This window comes from Rhodopirellula sp. J20-39 (genome assembly GCF_057365095.1).
Genome location: NZ_CP195123.1, coordinates 3,470,110 through 3,488,645, shown reverse-complemented (window position 1 = coordinate 3,488,645; position 18,536 = coordinate 3,470,110). Strand labels below are relative to the sequence as shown.

At 58.0% G+C, this 18,536-nt stretch carries 16 protein-coding genes; 3 read left to right on the top strand and 13 right to left on the bottom strand.

Features of this window, described 5'->3' with window-relative positions:
- Nucleotides 1–304: 304 nt before the first annotated feature.
- From ACR3ZL_RS12720 to ACR3ZL_RS12690, 7 genes are all read right to left on the bottom strand, one after another.
- On the bottom strand, nt 305–475 hold the full coding sequence (locus ACR3ZL_RS12720) for a hypothetical protein (RefSeq protein ID WP_473652777.1): 171 nt from the start codon (nt 473–475) through the stop codon (nt 305–307).
- Between the two features lie 19 nt (nt 476–494).
- Nucleotides 495–1,400, bottom strand: coding sequence for a ParB/RepB/Spo0J family partition protein (locus ACR3ZL_RS12715; protein WP_473653565.1), 906 nt, complete (start codon nt 1,398–1,400; stop codon nt 495–497).
- Nucleotides 1,401–1,539: 139 nt separating this feature from the next.
- Complete coding sequence (locus tag ACR3ZL_RS12710) at nt 1,540–2,286, bottom strand: ParA family protein (RefSeq protein WP_473652778.1); 747 nt, start codon at nt 2,284–2,286, stop codon at nt 1,540–1,542.
- A 415-nt stretch (nt 2,287–2,701) separates the two neighbouring features.
- Nucleotides 2,702–3,625: a hypothetical protein gene (locus tag ACR3ZL_RS12705; RefSeq protein ID WP_473652779.1), complete on the bottom strand. Its 924-nt coding sequence runs from the start codon at nt 3,623–3,625 to the stop codon at nt 2,702–2,704.
- A gap of 523 nt (nt 3,626–4,148) precedes the next feature.
- On the bottom strand, nt 4,149–4,934 hold the full coding sequence (locus ACR3ZL_RS12700) for an N-formylglutamate amidohydrolase (RefSeq protein WP_473652780.1): 786 nt from the start codon (nt 4,932–4,934) through the stop codon (nt 4,149–4,151).
- Nucleotides 4,931–6,346 carry a 3-phosphoshikimate 1-carboxyvinyltransferase gene (aroA, locus tag ACR3ZL_RS12695; RefSeq protein ID WP_486173518.1) on the bottom strand — a complete coding sequence of 472 codons (1,416 nt, stop codon included), beginning with the start codon at nt 6,344–6,346 and terminating at the stop codon, nt 4,931–4,933. The genes ACR3ZL_RS12700 and aroA overlap by 4 nt, the downstream gene beginning before the upstream one ends.
- A gap of 276 nt (nt 6,347–6,622) precedes the next feature.
- The gene (locus ACR3ZL_RS12690; protein ID WP_473652781.1) at nt 6,623–6,919 is read right to left on the bottom strand and encodes a hypothetical protein; all 297 of its coding nucleotides are present in this window, start codon (nt 6,917–6,919) and stop codon (nt 6,623–6,625) included.
- Nucleotides 6,920–7,313: 394 nt separating this feature from the next.
- Here ACR3ZL_RS12690 and ACR3ZL_RS12685 point away from each other — a divergent pair, with 394 nt between their 5' ends.
- The 3 genes from ACR3ZL_RS12685 (at nt 7,314) to ACR3ZL_RS12675 (ending at nt 9,299) form a co-directional block, all read left to right on the top strand.
- The gene (locus ACR3ZL_RS12685) at nt 7,314–7,793 is read left to right on the top strand and encodes a hypothetical protein (RefSeq protein WP_486173517.1); all 480 of its coding nucleotides are present in this window, start codon (nt 7,314–7,316) and stop codon (nt 7,791–7,793) included.
- Between the two features lie 106 nt (nt 7,794–7,899).
- The gene (locus ACR3ZL_RS12680; RefSeq protein ID WP_486173582.1) at nt 7,900–8,904 is read left to right on the top strand and encodes a putative bifunctional lysylphosphatidylglycerol flippase/synthetase; all 1,005 of its coding nucleotides are present in this window, start codon (nt 7,900–7,902) and stop codon (nt 8,902–8,904) included.
- 2 nt (nt 8,905–8,906) lie between these two features.
- Nucleotides 8,907–9,299 (top strand): methionine-R-sulfoxide reductase, encoded by a 393-nt coding sequence (locus ACR3ZL_RS12675; RefSeq protein ID WP_486173516.1) that lies wholly within the window; start codon nt 8,907–8,909, stop codon nt 9,297–9,299.
- A gap of 58 nt (nt 9,300–9,357) precedes the next feature.
- Here the strand turns inward: ACR3ZL_RS12675 and ACR3ZL_RS12670 are convergent, their stop codons facing one another.
- The 6 genes from ACR3ZL_RS12670 to ACR3ZL_RS12645 form a co-directional block, all read right to left on the bottom strand.
- On the bottom strand, nt 9,358–9,942 hold the full coding sequence (locus ACR3ZL_RS12670; RefSeq protein ID WP_486173515.1) for a cytochrome c oxidase subunit 3: 585 nt from the start codon (nt 9,940–9,942) through the stop codon (nt 9,358–9,360).
- Between the two features lie 6 nt (nt 9,943–9,948).
- Nucleotides 9,949–12,570 (bottom strand): U32 family peptidase, encoded by a 2,622-nt coding sequence (locus ACR3ZL_RS12665; RefSeq protein WP_486173514.1) that lies wholly within the window; start codon nt 12,568–12,570, stop codon nt 9,949–9,951.
- A 115-nt stretch (nt 12,571–12,685) separates the two neighbouring features.
- A complete protein-coding gene (gene queA, locus ACR3ZL_RS12660; protein ID WP_473652785.1) occupies nt 12,686–13,816 on the bottom strand; it encodes a tRNA preQ1(34) S-adenosylmethionine ribosyltransferase-isomerase QueA in 1,131 nt (376 codons plus the stop codon).
- Nucleotides 13,817–13,937: 121 nt separating this feature from the next.
- Nucleotides 13,938–16,079: an efflux RND transporter periplasmic adaptor subunit gene (locus tag ACR3ZL_RS12655; protein WP_473652786.1), complete on the bottom strand. Its 2,142-nt coding sequence runs from the start codon at nt 16,077–16,079 to the stop codon at nt 13,938–13,940.
- A 3-nt stretch (nt 16,080–16,082) separates the two neighbouring features.
- Nucleotides 16,083–17,528, bottom strand: coding sequence for an efflux RND transporter periplasmic adaptor subunit (locus tag ACR3ZL_RS12650; protein ID WP_473652787.1), 1,446 nt, complete (start codon nt 17,526–17,528; stop codon nt 16,083–16,085).
- Complete coding sequence (locus ACR3ZL_RS12645) at nt 17,528–18,535, bottom strand: efflux RND transporter periplasmic adaptor subunit (protein WP_486173513.1); 1,008 nt, start codon at nt 18,533–18,535, stop codon at nt 17,528–17,530. Before ACR3ZL_RS12645 ends, ACR3ZL_RS12650 begins: the two co-directional genes overlap by 1 nt.
- Nucleotide 18,536: the final 1 nt, after the last annotated feature.

Genomic DNA, 18,536 nt, shown 5'->3' with positions numbered 1-18,536 from the left:
GTTGAGTCAGGTCACGCAGACTCCTACCGGCGCAGCGGCGAGCGTTCGAGCAGGGTCTTTGCCAGAGTGGCGACTGGTTGGTCAGGACAGTGTGACGACGATGGGCGTCGATGGCTTCGCTTAAATTTCCCAGGGTGCAGCACAGGGTAGCCCAGCCCCTCGCTTCGCTCGACGCCTCTCAGGAACGGGGTTCTCTGTGAGTCGAGTTGGACTCAGCACACAGCACAGAACCTCTCCCGGCGCAGCGGGGAGAGGTCGAGCAGAGCCGTTCAGGCGAATGCGAGGGTGAGGGCTACACGCCGCTTCAAACCACAATCAAGCAAGCCAAGCAGCACCCACCACCAGGGAACGGCCACATGCCGCAGCACCCCATCCAGATCCAGCACATCAATGCCAAGCCGCGATCCGGTTCAAAGAAGACTGCCTGCAAGTCCGTCGCAACCGCAGCGACGGACGAGGCAGTTAAAACGCTCAACCAAAGGGAGCTTAGAAAGTTAGCCGGCGACGCGAAGTTGCGGACGCGAGGCATTACCAAGCAATGCACGCAACCGTTCGAACTCTTCAGCATCGCTGAAGTGAAGGGTGATCTTACCGCGACTTCGAGCCGAAGCTTTGATCTCCACCTTGGTGCCAAACACCATTCGCATCTCTTGCTGCATCGCTTCGATGTGCGGTGGAATCGGCTTACGTTTTTGGCGTGACTTGTTGGTCACCTTCAATCCGGTCTCCGAATCCTCTTCCGCTCGCAGCAATTCGCTGACGGCATTTTCCGTCGCACGAACGCTCATCGTCTCTTCGCAAATTCGTTTAGCCATCGTCAGTTGAACTTGCTCTTCACCGATCGGTAACAACGCACGAGCGTGCCCTGCACTGATCTCGCCAGCGGTCAACATTTCCAAGATTGACTCTGGCAACTCCAGCAGCCGCATCAGGTTCGCGATCGTGCTCCGGTCGATGCTCAACCGGCGAGCCAGATCGTCTTGCTTGCACTTGTGCTCGTCGATGTAGCGTTTGAACGACATCGCCTTTTCGATTGGATTGAGATCCTTTCGCTGCAGGTTCTCAATGATTGCCAACTCGGCAACCAGGCGGTCGTCCGCCTCGCGAACTTCAGCACGGATCGTTTTCAGACCCGCGTGAATCGTCGCTCGCAACCGACGCTCGCCGCTGATCAGTTGATACTTTCCGTCAACGATACGAACCAGAACCGGCTGCAATTGCTGGTGGTTCTTTAGGCTCTCGGCGAGCGATGCAATCTCGTCGGGATTGAATTCTCGGCGAGGCTGAAACGGGTTCGGCTGAATGTCGTCGATCGGCAGTTCAAGTGACTGCACCGAACTGGATGCAGCTCCGCCTTCGGAGGAGCCGGATTGACCGGCACCGCGATCGAACGCGGACACCTCGTCGATGGGGTTGCCATCTTCGTCAACCGGCGTGCCGAGCAACGCGGCTAAGCCTTTGCCGAGACGACGATCCTTGCCGCCACTGCGAGCAGACCCACGAGCAGAACGATCCGATGCGGATCCCTGAGACGTTGCACTAGTCACGCTGAAGCACCTCCATGCACAGTTGAGTATAAGCGTACGCTCCACGACTTCGCGGTGCGTATTGAAAGACAGTCTGGCCGTGACTGGGGGCTTCGCTCAATGCGACGTCCCGCGGCACGACATTTTCAAAAACGATGTCACCAAAGAAGTCGCGAACCTCATCCTCGATTTCGCGGGTCAACTCGAGCGACTCGTCGTACATAGTCAACAGGATTCCGCCGAACGTTAAACGTCCGTCGGTTGCCGTGATGACCTTCTTGATCGTCCCGATCAGTTGAGCAACGCCCACCATGGCAAAGTACTCACACTGAATCGGAATCAAAACTTCGGTACTTGCCGTCAGCGACGTTTCCGTCATCGCTGTGGCACTGGGTGGGCAATCCACCACGATGTATTCGTAATCATCCATCACGCTATCGAGATGCCCGCGGAATCGCTTGGCGGCATCTTCGCCGGCGGCGGCCATGACATCGGCGTCTTGAAAACGGCGACTGCCTGGCACGACCGATAGGCGTTCGGTTTCGGTTTCCAGGACCGACTCGGACAGTGCGGCCTCACCAATCATCGCGTGATGGTTCGCTGGCTCATGGCCGACTGCGTTGGTCGCATTGCACTGTGGATCGATATCAATCATCAGCGTGCGGTGGCCACCCATGGCGAGCGCCGCTGAAAGGTTGACTGAAGTCGTCGTCTTGCCGACACCACCTTTCTGATTCACGACGCTGAAGATCCTTGCCACGATTGTTTCTCTGTTTGCCAGATGCTTGAGCCTGTTCGATGCTCGTGCGAACGGTCGCTGCTGGAGCGTGTTCGACTTCCGGGAAACTAGGTGAAACGCGTTTCAGGAAACAAGATCGGTTTCCCAAGAAACCGGCCTTGACGCCCCCGCGTGTTTCTGTGGTGCGAGTTCCACATGGAACGCAGACACCCATCCTTACCTATCTGCCCCGGATTCGGATCCTGGAATAGAAAGATTGTGACTGGCAGGGAAAGATTCCTAGAGGGATCCGGCCGCTCGAATACTGGCGAGCGGCGACGGAGGCTGACCAGTAAACAAGGCTGCCTGAAAGATGGGCTTCTCAGAGCACAAGATTGCCTAGCAAGCTGCTTGACTTTCCAATCAGCACGGCATCCCCGCCAGCACCGCAGTCTTCTCAATCCGGTTGACGAATCCAATGCCGGACCCGGGTATCTTCCTGCGGCCGATCCTGGACCAAGCGTGGTGCGGCGGGAGCTTCGTCACGCAGTTGATTGGCATGCAGGCTAGGCTGACCGGTACGTTGACTATCACTGGCCAACCTTCCCTGGACTTGCCGCTTTGCTGCGATCTGATCGGATTCGGCGTCAGGCATTTGAAATGGATCCGGCTGCAGGATCGATCTTGGGGATGGATCGAACTGCTGGAAAGGTGAATTGGCCAAACCTGGATGACGAGGCTCGGCATTGAACCGAGCTGCTTCATAGCGGGAACGATTGGGATCCACAGCCTGACTAGCCAATGCCTGATCAGCCATCGTATTGGCGGCGGATGCGTAGGCGTTGGATCCACTAGGCCCAGCATTGCTAGGTCCGCCACCCTGATCTGCCGCAGTGACTTCAGTCGAACTGAACTCGGCTGTACTTGGCCGGCGATCTCCGCGAGGCTGTGATTTGGCAACCGCGCTGTATCGCTCGTCAATGTAATGCGGCGTCGCTAGCGGAACCGCCAAATCGTCGTAGGTCAGCGGCAATCGCAAATCGCGGCGTGGGCGAGCAACAGCGTCCGAAGGGATCGCTCCTCGCATCGGCCCAGCCTGAGACGCCAACGTGCCAAGTACACCGGCCGCACTTCGCTGTGGCATCGGCATCGCTTGACCAGCATTCGGCCCATTCCCAGCCCCACTGACTGGCCCGTAATCCTGGGCAACCAGCAGCCGATCATACGGGACGGCTTCATTGGAAAGCGTTAAGCCAGTAGATGGCCCGGTGGCCAAAACGTTCTCTGAAGAAGCATCGCCCGACGGGGACGCTTTGCGGAACGGAAGAGCGGCAACGAAGCCGACAATGACGATTAGTACGCCGAAACTAAGAGTTCGCACGGCAGGGGACTCGCAAGCTGGAAGGTTAAGGGAGACCAGCTTCGTCCTTGAAACGGCACATTGAATCGCGTCATGCGTGTGCTTGTCACTCGCTCATCGTCCAATCCGGCGCCGGAACTCGCAGCCAAAACCAAGACTTGCCAACTTTCGCGCCGACGACCACATCAGAACCCGACCGATCCGCAGGGTGCCCATCGTTCGCCAACGACACCCCGAACCGGTTAACGACGACGAACCGCAACACCGGTAGAAGCGAACCCCGGTTGCGGCATTGCGGCGTTGCGGTGGGGCGGTGTCGTGAGCTTCTCTAGTTGTTTACGAGGAATGCTCAGGTCCGCCCTCCCCCTCGCTTCGCTCGACCCCTCCCAGGGGGAGGGGATTTGAACCTGCGCCGTTGCGAATGTGGCAACTCTTTTAGATCCTCCCCCGCAGCTTCGCTGTGGGGGAGGTCGAGCAAGGCCGTTCAGGCCGATGCGAGGGTGGGGGCAGACACACCGTTTTCATGCATGCTTCCGTGGTAGCCCTAAGCCGCCATGCGTATTGGTTCCGCGGCTAGGTTACCGATCGCTTGGCCGATCAAGTCCAGCACCCGGTCTCGCCGCGCGACCGGGCGAGCGGCCCAGGCTCGGTTGAGATCGATTTCGATTCCCAGATACACATCCGGCGAAAACTCCGCCCGCATCGATTTGGTCAGCGAATCGTTGGTGCCGCGGTGCGGGTGATTCCGCCGAACCTTCAAGTTGGGCACCGCTTCGTAAAGCTCATCAATAGCGTCCAGACACCAATCCACCTCATCCGGACGCGAGGGATCGTAGAGCAAACCCACGTCGCCCCGCCGCCACTGGCCGCTCGTCGACTTCGCTTCGAATGTTCGCACCGAAAGATGGATCACGTAAGACCAACTACTCAACAGTTGCTCAATCCGCTGGCGCACACGATTTCGATATGGCGTGTAGATTTCCTCAACGATCGCCTTCCGAGTCGATTCAGGAAGCTCGCGGATCGGGGCGGGGAATAAAGTGCGATGATGCAGCGACCGACCGACGTTCACCAAGTCCGCCCGGTATTCGTTGCAAATCAAATCAGCACCGCTGTGCAGTGCAAACTTGCGGGCGGCCAGGTTCGCCACCCGATCACATCGACGGTTCGATGACGGCGTTGTCATCCCAATCGGAATCGCAACCGCAGGATCGAACTGAGCCTCCGGCGACATCAGCGTGCTGCCGGCACCAGAACTATCGTTCAATCGGCCTTTCAAACGCACTGGCGTCTTCCAACCGCCGCCGTCGCACGTCACCAGTAGACTCATGTCTTGCCATTCTCGGTTTGGCCGCTCTGCCAGTGATGAGGACGCCCGGTCAGTTTTTCCAGGTCCGCCCAAAAGCCGGGGTACGTTTTGCCGGTGCAGGCCGGATCCAAAATTTGGATACTTGGAATCCGTAAACCGGCCACAGCGAAGCTCATCGCCATTCGGTGATCGTGGTAGGTCTCCATCTGAACCGGAGTCACCAGCGAGGAATCCGCACCAGCATCCTTTGCTAGCAATGGATGGATCGTCAAACCGTCCTCGTGCTCATCGACCTGACCGCCCAGCTTTCGCAGTTCGATCGCCAGGTTGCCGATCCGGTCGGTCTCTTTGAATCGATTGTGGGCCACTCCCCGAACCCGAGTCGGCGAGTCCGCGAACAACGCCACAACCGCCAGCGTCTGCACCGTGTCGCTGATCTCGCTCATATTAACGTCGACGCCATGCAGCGTCCCGCCGATCACCTCGATCGAATCGCTAGTCGCATTCACCTGACAGCCCATCTGTTCCAGCACGCGAACGAACCCCACGTCGCCCTGCAGCGCGTCTTCACTTAGACCGTCAACGGTCACTTGGCCGCCAGTGACCGCGGCAGCCGCCCAAAAATAGCTGGCCGCCGAAGCATCCGGCTCGATTGCATAGTCGCAAGCCGTATAGCTGCCGCTGACTTCGATCGATTGACTGGATTCCAGATCCCACTGGGTCTTGCCGCCGAAAGCCGTCATCAGCTCCGCCGTCATCCGAACATAAGGTATCGAAACCAGCTCACCGACGATCTTTAACTGCACTGGTTTGCTAGCAATCGGTGCAGCCATCATCAGCCCACTCAAATACTGGCTACTGACACTGCCGGCAACCTCCATGGCCCGCCCGGACCATCCCCGCGAGTTGATCTCCACCGGAGGGCATCCACCGGCGGAAATCGCGGCAATTTCACCATCAATTGCGGGTGCAATCGCATCGACCAGATCGCCAATGGGACGCTCATGCATCCGCTTTACGCCAGAAAGACGGTATTTTCCGCCAAATGCCGACAAGGCTGCGGTCAAGAAGCGAACCGTGGTGCCGCTATTGGCTATATACATCTCGATCGGAGCGTTATCAGACGCGTTTTCCGCGGAGTTTGCTTCTGAGGACGCCGTTACGCCCTGAACGACCAGCGTCCGACCCGCGTCGCGAGATTCGATGCTGACGCCGATCTTGGCCAGCGATTCGATCATCACCTCGGTGTCTTCACTCACCAACGCCCCAGTTAGCTGACTCGTTCCGTGTGCAAATGCAGCACAGATCAGGGCTCGATTGGTCAGGCTCTTGCTGCCCGGCGGTCGCACGCTTCCTTGCACAGGGCCTCCCGGAACAATCTCCACGCTGGCGTGGTCGGCAGGAAGCTGGGTCGTCGGGGCTGAGGTGGTCATGCGAGCACGACTCCGTTGAATCGGAGCCGGTATGGGGACAAAAGAATGGCGAGACTTTCCGCCCAGCTCAGTGGCCGTGCTTGATCAAGCCACCCCCAAACTGTCCGGCAACAGACAGTCAAACTGCCCTCGCACCATCCTAAAACCTGCGTCCCGGTCTCACCAGTGCTCGCAAAATTGGTGTCGACGGCATCGCTATTCCAAATAGCTCGGCAGTCCAATGCACCATCCCGGCTGCCACGTCCGATGGCTCGCCAATCCGGTTCGGTTCGATATTCAGGGGCCGGTGACAAACTGCCCGCTCCCTTCGGAGGTGTGCGATTGTCCGGGAATCCACAACGATCCAACGATCATCAGCGACAAGGTGGTCGTGTGGATCAACCAAGCCGCGTTCTGGGTCATGACGGTGTGAGCGGTCACCAGACTCATCACGATCAAGAGGGCCAAGAAGCGACGTTCAGCCCGGCGGGCGGCGGTGCCGGTGGACAGTTTGGCAACTAAAAGGGCCAACATTGCCAACATCGGAAGGCCGAGAGCGGAAAAAGCCGAGGCGAAGAATACGATTTGAGCCATCTTGATACATCCTTGTGTCTGGCTCGCAGGCGGGTGCCGCTTGAGAACCGTTGGGTCGAAGAAGAGATTGTCCCAGAAAAGGCTGTGTGATCCTTCACGCAGCATCGCGAGCACTTCATGTGGCGGCGACAAATGGCTTTTCCCCTATTTGACCTGCCGCTGTGAAGACAGAACTTGAGCCGAAATGAAAATTTTCGGGTGAAAAAATCGTTAGAAACGAAACAACCCGCAAATTCTTCCCAATTTAACTCACATACCCCCGCGAAATCGTCGATGAAACGGTAGCGGAAGAGGTCTCTCGATCCGCACCGCGTCGACGAGCCCCAATGGGCCTACTTCGCGAACCCAGCAATCCAACACCCGTCGCACCTTCGATCGCATTCGAGTCGTTTTCATGGAAAACCGCATATCTAACGTCACCATGGCCAAGGCTCGTTTGTCCGCAGTACTTTTGATCGCGTGTGCATGTCTTGGAACCATGTCCGGTTGCCGGTTGTGTGCCGATTGCGATCTGGATTCCTATCCATCCTACGGCGGTGCCTGGCAGCGAACGCTACGTGATTCCGGACGCGTGGGCAGCGTTTTCGATCCCGGCGGTAGCCGAGTGGCTGACCTTTCCAATCGCATCACACCTGAGCAAGCCGAAAACGATCTGCATTCTGAAAACGCTCCCGAACCTCGCGATGGCGAACCCGCCGGCGACGGATCTCGCAACGAAGGCACAGCTCCGGATGATTCCACCGAAGACAATTTCAACGACCGAAACCTTGACGACGATCAACAGCTTCGCGACATGGAAGAACGCCTGAAGGACCTCGACCTTCAAGACATCAACTACCGACGCCCGGATGGCAATTCCCAAGACTGGCATTAGAGTGTTAGGCTTATAGGCCGACTGACACGACCGGCTGCCTTCCTGATTTCTCAACCGGACTCCTGTTTTGTTCAAGGTCGACCCACGTAAGCTTGTCGGCCCAGTGATGGCGTTAGCGTTGTTCGGCTTCGCGATTCGCTTGCTGGTCCAGGAAGCCGGGAAAATATCCAAGGACGAGTTCCTGCAGGGACTCACCAGCGTCGAGCCAGCCTATTTGGCGATCGCCGCATTCTTGATCGCGCTGAACTACGGGTTGCTAACCTGTTACGACTTGCTGGCGCTGCGTTACGTTTGCAAAGCGTTGCCACTTCGCCGGATCGCCTTGGTCGCGTTCCTCGGCTATTCGCTTGGCAACAATCTTGGCACATTGATCGCCGCCGCGCCGATTCGTTACCGGTTCTATCACCGTTGGGGACTGACCCACGGCCAGATCGTGGCGTTGATGTCGGTACTCGCGTTGACGTTTTGGTCCGGCGTGTGCTTGCTCGGCGGAGTCGTCTTGTCGCTGGCACCGATCGAACTGCCCACCGACTATCGACTACCGTTTGGTACTCGCACGCTCGGTTTCGTGCTGCTCGCGATCACGCTGGCCTACGCAGCCGTGTGCACTTTCTGGCACAAACCTTGGCCGATTGGCAAACTGCACCTTCGCCCACCTTCGGTCGGATTGGCGTCCGTCCAAGCATCCGTCGCCGCGGTCGATCTGCTGATTTCGGCAACGGCACTGTACCTCGTCATGCCCGGCAACGCGGTCGTTCCATTCCCGATGGTGCTGGCGGCGTACCTGGTCGGCATCGTCGTGTCCCTGATCACGCAAGTGCCTGGCGGACTGGGAGTACTGGAACTGATCCTCTGGACTCTGCTAAAAGATACCGTTGGCAAGCCCGTGCTGGCATCGGTGCTGATCTTTCGCGTCCTGTACTACATCTTGCCACTGCTGTTTGGGATGGTAGTTTTGGTCGCTCACGAGATCTACAGTGGTGCGATCGAAGAGAAGCAAGACGCTAAACTCGAAGCTCACTCCATCAAAGCCTCTCCTGCCAATGGCGCTTCCCCCGCCATGGGCACCGACCCAGACACTCCCGATCCACCCTTTATCGACGCATCCTGAATATGCCTGACTACAACCCACTGAACAAAGAAGAAGCTCGCGTCATCCTGGACAAGGGCACTGAAGCACCAGGACCAGGCGGATACACCGAAACGAAAGACGCTGGCACCTACATCTGCCGCCAATGCAACGCTCCGCTTTACAAGAGCGAAGATAAGTTCAACAGCGGTTGCGGCTGGCCCAGCTTTGACGACGAAATCGAAGGTGCGGTCCAGCGAGAACCGGATCCAGACGGACGACGCACCGAAATCATTTGCAAGAATTGCGGCGGTCACCTCGGCCACGTCTTCCAAGGTGAAAAGATGACCGAAAAGGACACCCGTCACTGCGTCAATTCCATCTCGATGAAATTGATTCCCGTCGGTGAACCACTTCCTGAACCGATCAAAAAGTAAAAGCCGGCATCTGATCGCCGCGCGAATTCGAGAATTGATTCGCTCGGTCGACGCGTCTCTAAAACCCGCCCGTGGTCATGGCGAAGGTGCCCAGCATCAATAGCCAGATCACGTCCAGGAAGTGCCAGTACTGGGCGGCAAAATCAACCGGCCAATGGCGTTCGCGGTCATACTTTCCCAGCGCCGCTCGCACAGACACAATCCCCAGCGAGATGACTCCGCCGGCGATATGTAGGGCGTGCAAGAACGCTAGCACGACAACCATCCCAGCGACACCTTTGCCGGTTCCGCCTTGTAGCGCCGGCCCGGTCAACAGTTCTCGCATCGATGCGTACTGCACCGCCATAAACAGCACACCCGCGATTGCACTGATGGCCAACAACCAAGCCGTCGTGTACAGCCGGCTGCGCCGAATCGCTCGGGTCGCCCAGTGAACCAGCCCGCTGATTCCGATCAAGCACACCGTGCTGGTCAAAAAGCTAGACGGCAACGGAACACTGGTTTGCACATCGCTTTGACGCGTGAACGCGTAGATGCCATACAACACCAGACTGCTGGCAAAGAAGATGAACAACGTGCCCAAGAACAACATCCCGCCTTGGCGATAGCGTTGATCGTTTGGAAGAATCGCGGTATGCGGCATAGTCAGCTAAATGATCGCTAAGGGATTTCGTTTGGCTTCAAGGGTACCCCGCGTCACTCCAACACGATTGTCCGCTGACAAACGCTGCCAGACATCGCGACCGGTCACCTGACCACATAGTAGTTGGCGGTACAGGGCGATGACTTCCGACGTTCGCTCGGCGTTTTCTTCCAACAACTCGACACGGAACCACCCCACCCCGCGATCAACCAACCCCGACACCACGTCCGCGGCCGATTGCGGTGTCGCGTTGTATAGCGTGTTGCGGCACGCGATGTCCGCTTGCAAGGTATGCAATTGTCCCACGCGATCGCGAAGTTGCACGACATGCCGATCACACGGTCGCCCGCAATTCGTCTTGTTCGTGCCCGGCGACAACACACTACAAAACACACAGTGCTCCATGTGGAACATCGGCATGTGTTGATGGATCACCATTTCCAACCAACCACTCGGTGTCGCCGCCACCAAACCATCAAGCTGGTCCGCGTTCAAGTCATACGAAGTGGTTACCCGCGATACACCGCGATCGATTAACCATTCCGCTGACCGATGATTGGCAACGTTCAGCGAGAAGTCCGATACGACTTGCAGTCCCGCGTTCAATCCAACATCAATCGCGGCCAGATTCCGAGCCAATATCCCGTCCGGAGCCTGTTTGACGAGCTGCTTCAAAAAGCCCATTTCACTGGGTTTTTGCATGCGAATCGACGCGAGCAAGATCGGCACACCCGCCTGGTTCGCGACCTCGACCGCCTGGCGATGTTCACGTACGTCGTGAAAATCAGCGATCACGGTTTCCACTTGTGATTCCACCGCAGCCTGCAACTGCTCCATCGTCCGGCACAACACATTCAGTTTCGGCGCAGCGACCTGCAACTGTCCGGTGTCCTGGATCGGCTCGACCAATTGACGAGCCGATTCCACGTGGAACCGACGGCTTGGCGGCTCGTTCAACTTGGCCAACAAACGATCGACCAGCTCACGACGTGCCGCGTTCAACACGCCCAGCGGCACGATTGGGTTTCCTTGAATCGTCGCCGACATCGAACCGAGATGAAAAATAGTCCCGCCCAGTCGCCCCAACTTGTCGGCTAGCACCTCTTCGGTGATGGAATGCTGCCGAGCCACTTCGAGTGGTGTTTCGGAGGTGACCGTTGCTTCGATGGGCTCAGCCGATGGATCCGAACGATGCAGCTTTCCGGTCAGTTTGAGCGGCTTGCCAACCTGAGCATCCACTTCAAAATCCACTTGGCGAGTTCGCCGTGGCTTGCCGCCGAAGGTGTTGGAAAGTTTCTTGTTCAGCTTTGGATCATCGTTTTTGAAAACCGTCGCTCCGATCTCGATACGATCCCACTGAATGTCACCGCGGCCGAATCCGACCCACACGTCACTGCCCGCTGGGGCGGCTTTCAGCTTGTCCTTGCGCGCCCGCAGTGAATAGATCCGGCCGCCTTGATGGTTGTCCGCAAAACCGCTGCCGGCGTACGCGTCGTTCGCCTTCACCGCCGCCGTTGACGTGATCGCCAGCCCGTCACCTAACGCGACGCCCGCACCGACCCGAATTCGGATCTCGTCGCCGCGGATGTCATCGACTTCGCCGATCTCGATCCCTTGTTTCGCCGCTCGGATACCGGGCACCAATCGCTTGTGATCGTTCCCCTCCAGCCACCCTGGCGTGAAGCCTCGCGAGAACGACAACTCCATCTCTTCGCGATCCTGTTGACTCAATCGCACCACACCGTCCGCGACCGCTTGGTCGATCGCACGGCGGTAGTGGCCGGTAATGTTGGCGACGTACTCCGGCGTCTTCAAACGTCCTTCGATCTTCAGCGAGTCGATACCCGCCGCGATCATATCCGGTATCGCCGCGTAACCGGCCAAGTCTTGGGGCGACAACAGATAACGAACGTCGCCGAGCTCGCGATCGTCGCCATCACAAACGAGGTCGTACGGCAATCGACACGCCTGAGCACACTGCCCTCGGTTCGCACTGCGCCCGCCCAGTGACTCGCTGGTCAAACATTGCCCAGAATAAGCCACGCACAACGCCCCGTGGATGAACGCTTCCAGCGGCATCGACGTCGCCTTGCGAATCTTCGCGATTTCGGTGACAGACAACTCTCGAGCCAGAACGACTCTCGCCAGTCCAAGCTCCGCCGCGACGGCGATCGTCTCGGCACTGGTCAAGCTCATCTGCGTCGACGCGTGAATCTCAAGATCCGGACACAATTCGCGAACGATCCGCGCGACGCCAAAATCTTGGACCAAAACCGCGTCCACACCGGCTCGAGCGATCGCTTCGACCACCTCGATCAGCGAGACCAGTTCGTCGGGAAAGACAAGCGTGTTGAGCGTCACATACCCGCGGACACCGCGGCGACGCAACATCGCCATTAGCTCACCGAGATCGCCCAATCCAAAATTGGCCGCCCGATGACGAGCATTGAAGCCCCGATCGACGCCGAAATAGATCGCATCGGCTCCGTTTTCGACCGCCGCCTCGGCGCAATCCCAATTGCCGGCTGGCGCAAGCAGTTCGGGAGCGATAGCTACACCCTGCGGCTCGGTGACATCAGCGTTAAGAATTTCGGGGCGATTCGGCGGGACCGACTGGTTTGGATTCATCCAAGAAAGATACCACCAAACCCCGCCCAGTCCAGGCTTCTCGATAGTTAGCCCCCGCTGGAGTCCAGGCTTCAGCCGGTTCCCCTGAGCCCCACATCCCTCAAAACGTCCACAACTACACGATCAACATCGCGTCGCCGTAGCTGAAGAACCGATATTCCGCGTCAATCGCCTCTTGGTACGCCCGCATAATCAGATCGCGAGTTGCGAAAGCACTAACCAGCACCAGCAACGAACTTTTGGGAAGATGGAAGTTGGTCATCAACGCGTCCACGGCCCCGAACTGATACGGCGGTTTGATGAACAAGTCCGTCGCCCCGGTCCATTCGGCCAGCTTGCCTTGATTGTTCGCAACGGCACTTTCCAGCACCCGCACGCTCGTCGTGCCCACTGCCACACAACGCCCACCAGCGGCACGGCGCAGTGAAATTCGCTTGCAGCTGTCCGCGTTGATCCGGCCCCATTCCTGGTGCATGTGGTGCGTGTCGATGTCTTCAGCCTCGATCGGCCTGAACGTTCCGATGCCCACGTGCAACGTCACCTCTTCGATCGCCGTCTGCCCCTTCGCGATCGTCTTCATCAGACTGTCGGTGAAGTGCAAACCCGCCGTCGGTGCCGCCACGCTCTTCTTGTCGTCCTCGTCTTTGCTGGCGAACACCGTTTGATAGTTCGACACATCCGCATCGACCATCCGGCCATCGCGGATGTACGGTGGAATCGGCACCCGGCCGTAGCGTTCCAGCCACTGCGTTGGCGACGCCTCCGCTCCGGACTTTGGGCCTCCGGAACTGACGCCGGTGAAATCGACGGTGGCGGTGAACGTTTCCGCGATCGGCTTCACCATCAGGTGCCCTTCGTCGTCACGCCCCACGACTTCCAACAAGCCGCCCTCGCGAGCATCGCGATCTTGCAGCGTGATGGTCTCGCCAGTCTTCAAACTACCGCGAGTCTTGGTCAACATCTCCCAAATACCCGAGGCCGGATCGCTGCGCAAGAACAGCCCCTGCCAACGTCCGCCTGTGCGGGTTCGCTTGCCCAACAAGCGAGCCGGCACGACGCGAGAATTGTTGATCACCAGCGAGTCTTCCGCCCGCAACAATTCCGGCAGATCACGAACGTGGTGATGCTCAATCGTTCCAGCAGCCCGATCGATCACCATCAGCCGAGCATCGACACGATTGCGAAGCGGTTCCTGGGCGATCCGTTCCCGAGGTAGCTGGTAGTCGTAAAGGTCGAGCGAATGCATGAACAAATCAGGAAAGCGAAAGGCAAGAAATCAGATGGCATTTTGATGCGGTGGGCATCTTAGAGCGATAGCCAAATCCAAGGTAGTGCCTCGCCAACCCTCACGCCGAAGTCCAGTTCGCCTACAGAGCGTTTTGGGCGATCATTTGTTGGCGGATCCAGTTTCGCAGCCGAGCGGCGAAGGTTCGCGAATCGGTCCCACAATCGGCAACCAGCCGCATCCCGTTGGGAATTGAACGCGTAACGCGGGAGTTGGCATCATTGGAATCGGTCAGCTGAGGCGGGACGGCAAGCCAAGCACGAAAATAGGGCTGCGTCCAGCGAAGCGATTCACCTTCGCCCGCGTCTCGGTCCTGCTGCGTCGCCAGCGTGCCACCATGAACGGCGGCCAACGCGGGTTCAGAAACCGCGTCCGAAGCTCTTGGCTCGATTCGCAACAGCTTCGTTTCGAACGTCTGATAATCTGCTGACCGCACGCGAACGTTCTGGCCAATCCGCTGTCGCGCCTCTTCGATATGGTCCGGCGAAATCAGCGTGATCCATTCTTGGTCTTGACCATCCATGATCTCCAAAATCGCCACGCCTTCCTCGACAAACGTCTCGCGAAGTTGCGGAAGGGTGCGGCCACTGATCCGGCCCGCCTTTTCCGCCCGGATCAACATCGAATCCACTCGGCCTTTTAACTGTCGGTGTTGTTCGGCAAATGCCGCATCGCGTTTGCGTCGCCACTGCACTTCACCATCGTTGTGATCTCGTGTCGCGATGCGAAGCTCGATCGCGTTTCGTTTTTGGTCTAGTTCCAACTGTTTGATCTGGAACGACAACTCCTCGTTTTCGATGCGCAACAACGGTTGCCCCGCCACCACCTCTTGTCCGTCGCGAACGTAGACTTCCTTAACGAATCCATCCACTCGAGCCCGAACGATCGACGAAGCGACCGCTTGCGTCACCACGGGGGTCTGCACCGTCGATGGTAACGGCATCCAAAACACGCCGGCCAAAAACATCAACCCAACAATGGCACTGGATAGCACACCACGATAGAATGTCGCTTCACGTGTTTGGTAAAGCTGACGCAACCACGTGACCAGCTTCCAACCGGGTTGCCCCCACCACATCACGATTCCCATCACGGTCAAGACCAGACCGAGACCATGGAACAGCGTCGAGGACGCGATCGCCAAGGCCATACACACCATGACTCGCCAAACCATCGCTGCGGCACCGTAAGCCAATACGGCCCACCGCCGCCATCCAGTCAACTCAAGACTTCGCGGGGTTTGAATCCCGAACAGCCAACGTTTAGACAGTTCACGCATTGACGTTGACGCTTCATCGGCCAAGTTTGCAACGTCGATCGCGTCAGCGAGCATGTAGTAGCCGTCGAACCGCATCAGCACGTTGGCGTTGAACAAGATCGTCGCCAAGCCGGCCGTCATCACAACCGATTGAGCGATCCACTGGGTCGTCACGTCGCTGCTGAATGTCCAAACCATCATCGCGATCGAAGCGATCACCATCTCCGCCCACATCCCCGCGAACGAGATGAATATCCGTGCCGCTCTTGATTCCAACCGCCAACTGCTGGACACGTCCACGTACGCCAGCGGCGCGAACAAGACGAACACCACACCAAATTGATTCACCCGGCATCCTTGGCGTTCACACGCAACGGCGTGGGCCAGTTCGTGGGCCAGCTTCAAACCCAAGAATGAAACGAACAAATAGGCCCAACTGCTGGGATGAAACAACTGCACGCCATCGTCCAAAAACGCGGCTCGTTGAGCGATCAACAGCACCACCCCGACCAACACGATCAAACCCGAAAACGCCAAAGCGGGTCCTGACATCAACGGCAACAATCGCTGCGCCACCGCGCTGATCCAGCGTTCGCCTTTGGGTAGCGGCAACTTCATCCAGAACGGATTGACTCGTTTCCACAGCGAGATGGGCTCCGGCCGCGACAGCTCGTCGGCATTCTCGGCCAGCGACGAATCGGTCAGTTGAACGACCTTGTTTTGCAACATCCACCGGGCGATCGAGTTTGCCTCTTCGGTCGACGGAGCGTCCACGCCTAGCTCGGCGGCCGCAACACTGCATGCCTGCGGCAAGGTGGTCTTCCCATCCAACAGCGATAGCAAGAAGTACTCACGATAGCCGACGCGGAAGAACTGATGCGTTCGCGGCAATTCAATCCGGTAGACCAACTTGCCCTGTTCGTGCACAGGCCAAACTCGCAAATCCTTGGCTTTCTTTAGCAACATTGCCTACCACCCCATCGCTGAACGAGCCGCGTGCCAGGGCTTATGCAACCAATTCCAACCGATCGTGTGTCGATCGCTGTAAACCGTCGCATGACCTCGCATTCCGGGCTGCAGACGGCCGTCGGGATTCGTGGCCCGCACTTCGGCCAAGAACACGTTGTCTTGTCCACGCAGTTCCGCTTTCGGATACACGCGGGCGATCGTCCCGGTCAACTTGGTATCGGGCTGGGCATGGGTGGCGAACCGGATGGTCATTCCCGTGCGCACATGATGGTACTCCGCTTCTGGAATCCACAACTCAACGATCATCTCGTCCAAAGGCGCGACCTCAAACAACGTCTTGCCGCGGCTCAGTGGCATCCCTTCGCTGCTTCGCCAATCACCACTGACCACCATCCCATCGATCGGGCTGCGCAATTCCAACCGCTCCCGCTGTTGACCTAGCATCTCGGTTTGATAACGCAAACGTTGCGTTTCCAACTCCGCTAGCTGCGTTGCAGCAAAATCTTGCTCCGCGATCCGGCTCTTGCGAGACTGCACCGCTTGATCCAATTCCGAACGCACGCCGGCCAATTCATAATCCAAATCCATTGGATCGATCTCCGCCAACAATTCACCTTCGGTGACCACGTCACCAGGTCGCACCATGCATTTCTTAAGCGGACCGTCGATCGGTGCGGCAACGAACCGTCGCGTGACGGGTTGCAATTCAAAGGGCGTTGAAATCGTGTAGGTCACCGGCGCCAGCATCAACGCTGTGAAGCCAGCGGCCGCAATCATCGCACTGCGAAAACGGGTCGACGATAGCAGCGAGGTCTTCAGTGTTCGCCAGCCCAGCTCGATCGTGCCCGGCTGCATCCGTTCGATCGCCGCCAGCTTGCCTGCCATGACCGGTCCCAACGCACTGACAAACGCCCGTGCATTGGGCGCGTCCGCATCGATCACCATCAAGCAACCACGCGGAACATCGTCATGGTCGGTCAGACATCCCACAACCATCGATCCCGCGCCAGCGGAACCGGCAAACTGCTCGATCGCCATCGTGGCACCACGTCGATCGATGCACTGCCCTGCCCCGTTGTCGCTGGCTTTCCAAACCAGCGTTTCATTCCAAACAGCGATTTCTTCGGCCGCCGCACGAATGATCGAATCGGTCTGCTGCGTCGCGGCGTAGTGTTCGTCGTCGGAAGTTGAGTCGCTGGCTCCCACGTCCGCCATCCGCTGCATTGGCGAGTTTTCGCTGCTCCGCCAAGCGACCACGACGCGATCCGCACCAAGAATTTGCTTCAGTCGTGCCGCTAAATCCTGGCACGCTTGTTCCAAGGTGTCCGCCCGATCAAGTTGCGATTGCAATTCGATCGCGGCAGCCAATGCCTCGTTCACGTTGGCAAACGCTTCAATATCGCTCGCGGTGCGAACGGATGTTTCGGATTGGACGTCAGTCAACATTAACGCACACCTGCGCGTTGACTACCGCGAAAAGCATCCGTCTGGTCGTCCGACGGAATCCGAGCGGTTCGAAGTTTGTCGCCTGAGTTTGACACGGTTTCGTCGTCCAAGTCCCAGCGGCAAACCACGCCGCTGCGCAGCTCTCGTTTGACGTTGTCGAGACGAATGGTCACCCGCACCGATGCGCTTTCGGCGTTGACAATCGGTGAAATGGTTTCAATCACCGCTGGCACAGTCTTGTTCGTATGCCCTACCCGAACGTCAACGTCCTGGCCTACTTCCAAAGGTTCCACCATCGACATTGGAACGGAGAACACCGCCCGCAATTGGTCCAGAACCACGATTTGCATCAAGACAGGATCGGTCGGCGACACGAATTCACCAGCCTCTTTGTTGATCGAAACCACAACGCCATCGAGCGGACTGGTGACCGACCGCTGTCCAATTTGGGTCACAATTCGGTCGTGTTCCAACTTGCGAATATGAATTTCTTCTCGGACCGCTTGCAAACGAGTTGTCGCTTGCCAATAGTTGCTCTCGGCACGATCCACCTCACGCTGGGTCGCGTTACCGGACGTATGCAGCTTGCGATAGCTTTGCAATTGTTGCTGGCACAACGAAACTTCTGCTTCCGCCGTTCGCTCACGACTCGTCGCCTGCATCGTGGCTTCGGCCACCTTGCGTGAGGCCTGCAGCACAGATTCATCGAGCTTTGCTAGCGTTTGCGATCGCTTGACGACGTCGCCTTCCTTGACCAACACTTCGTCGATGACGCCCATTTCGGCCGCCGCGACGTTGACGGACCGATAAGGCTGAGTGAACGTTTCGACCTCAAGTGCATGAACTGGCAACGCAGACAGGGCGTATGCCGGCAAAGCCAAAAACGCCATCGCGACTGGGACTTTCCGAGCACAACGTAGGAAACCAAGGCCAAAATCACAGCCCAAAACATCCGCGAGACGGCTTTCGGAACGGTTTGAGATCGAAGAATGCGTTCTGATGTTCATA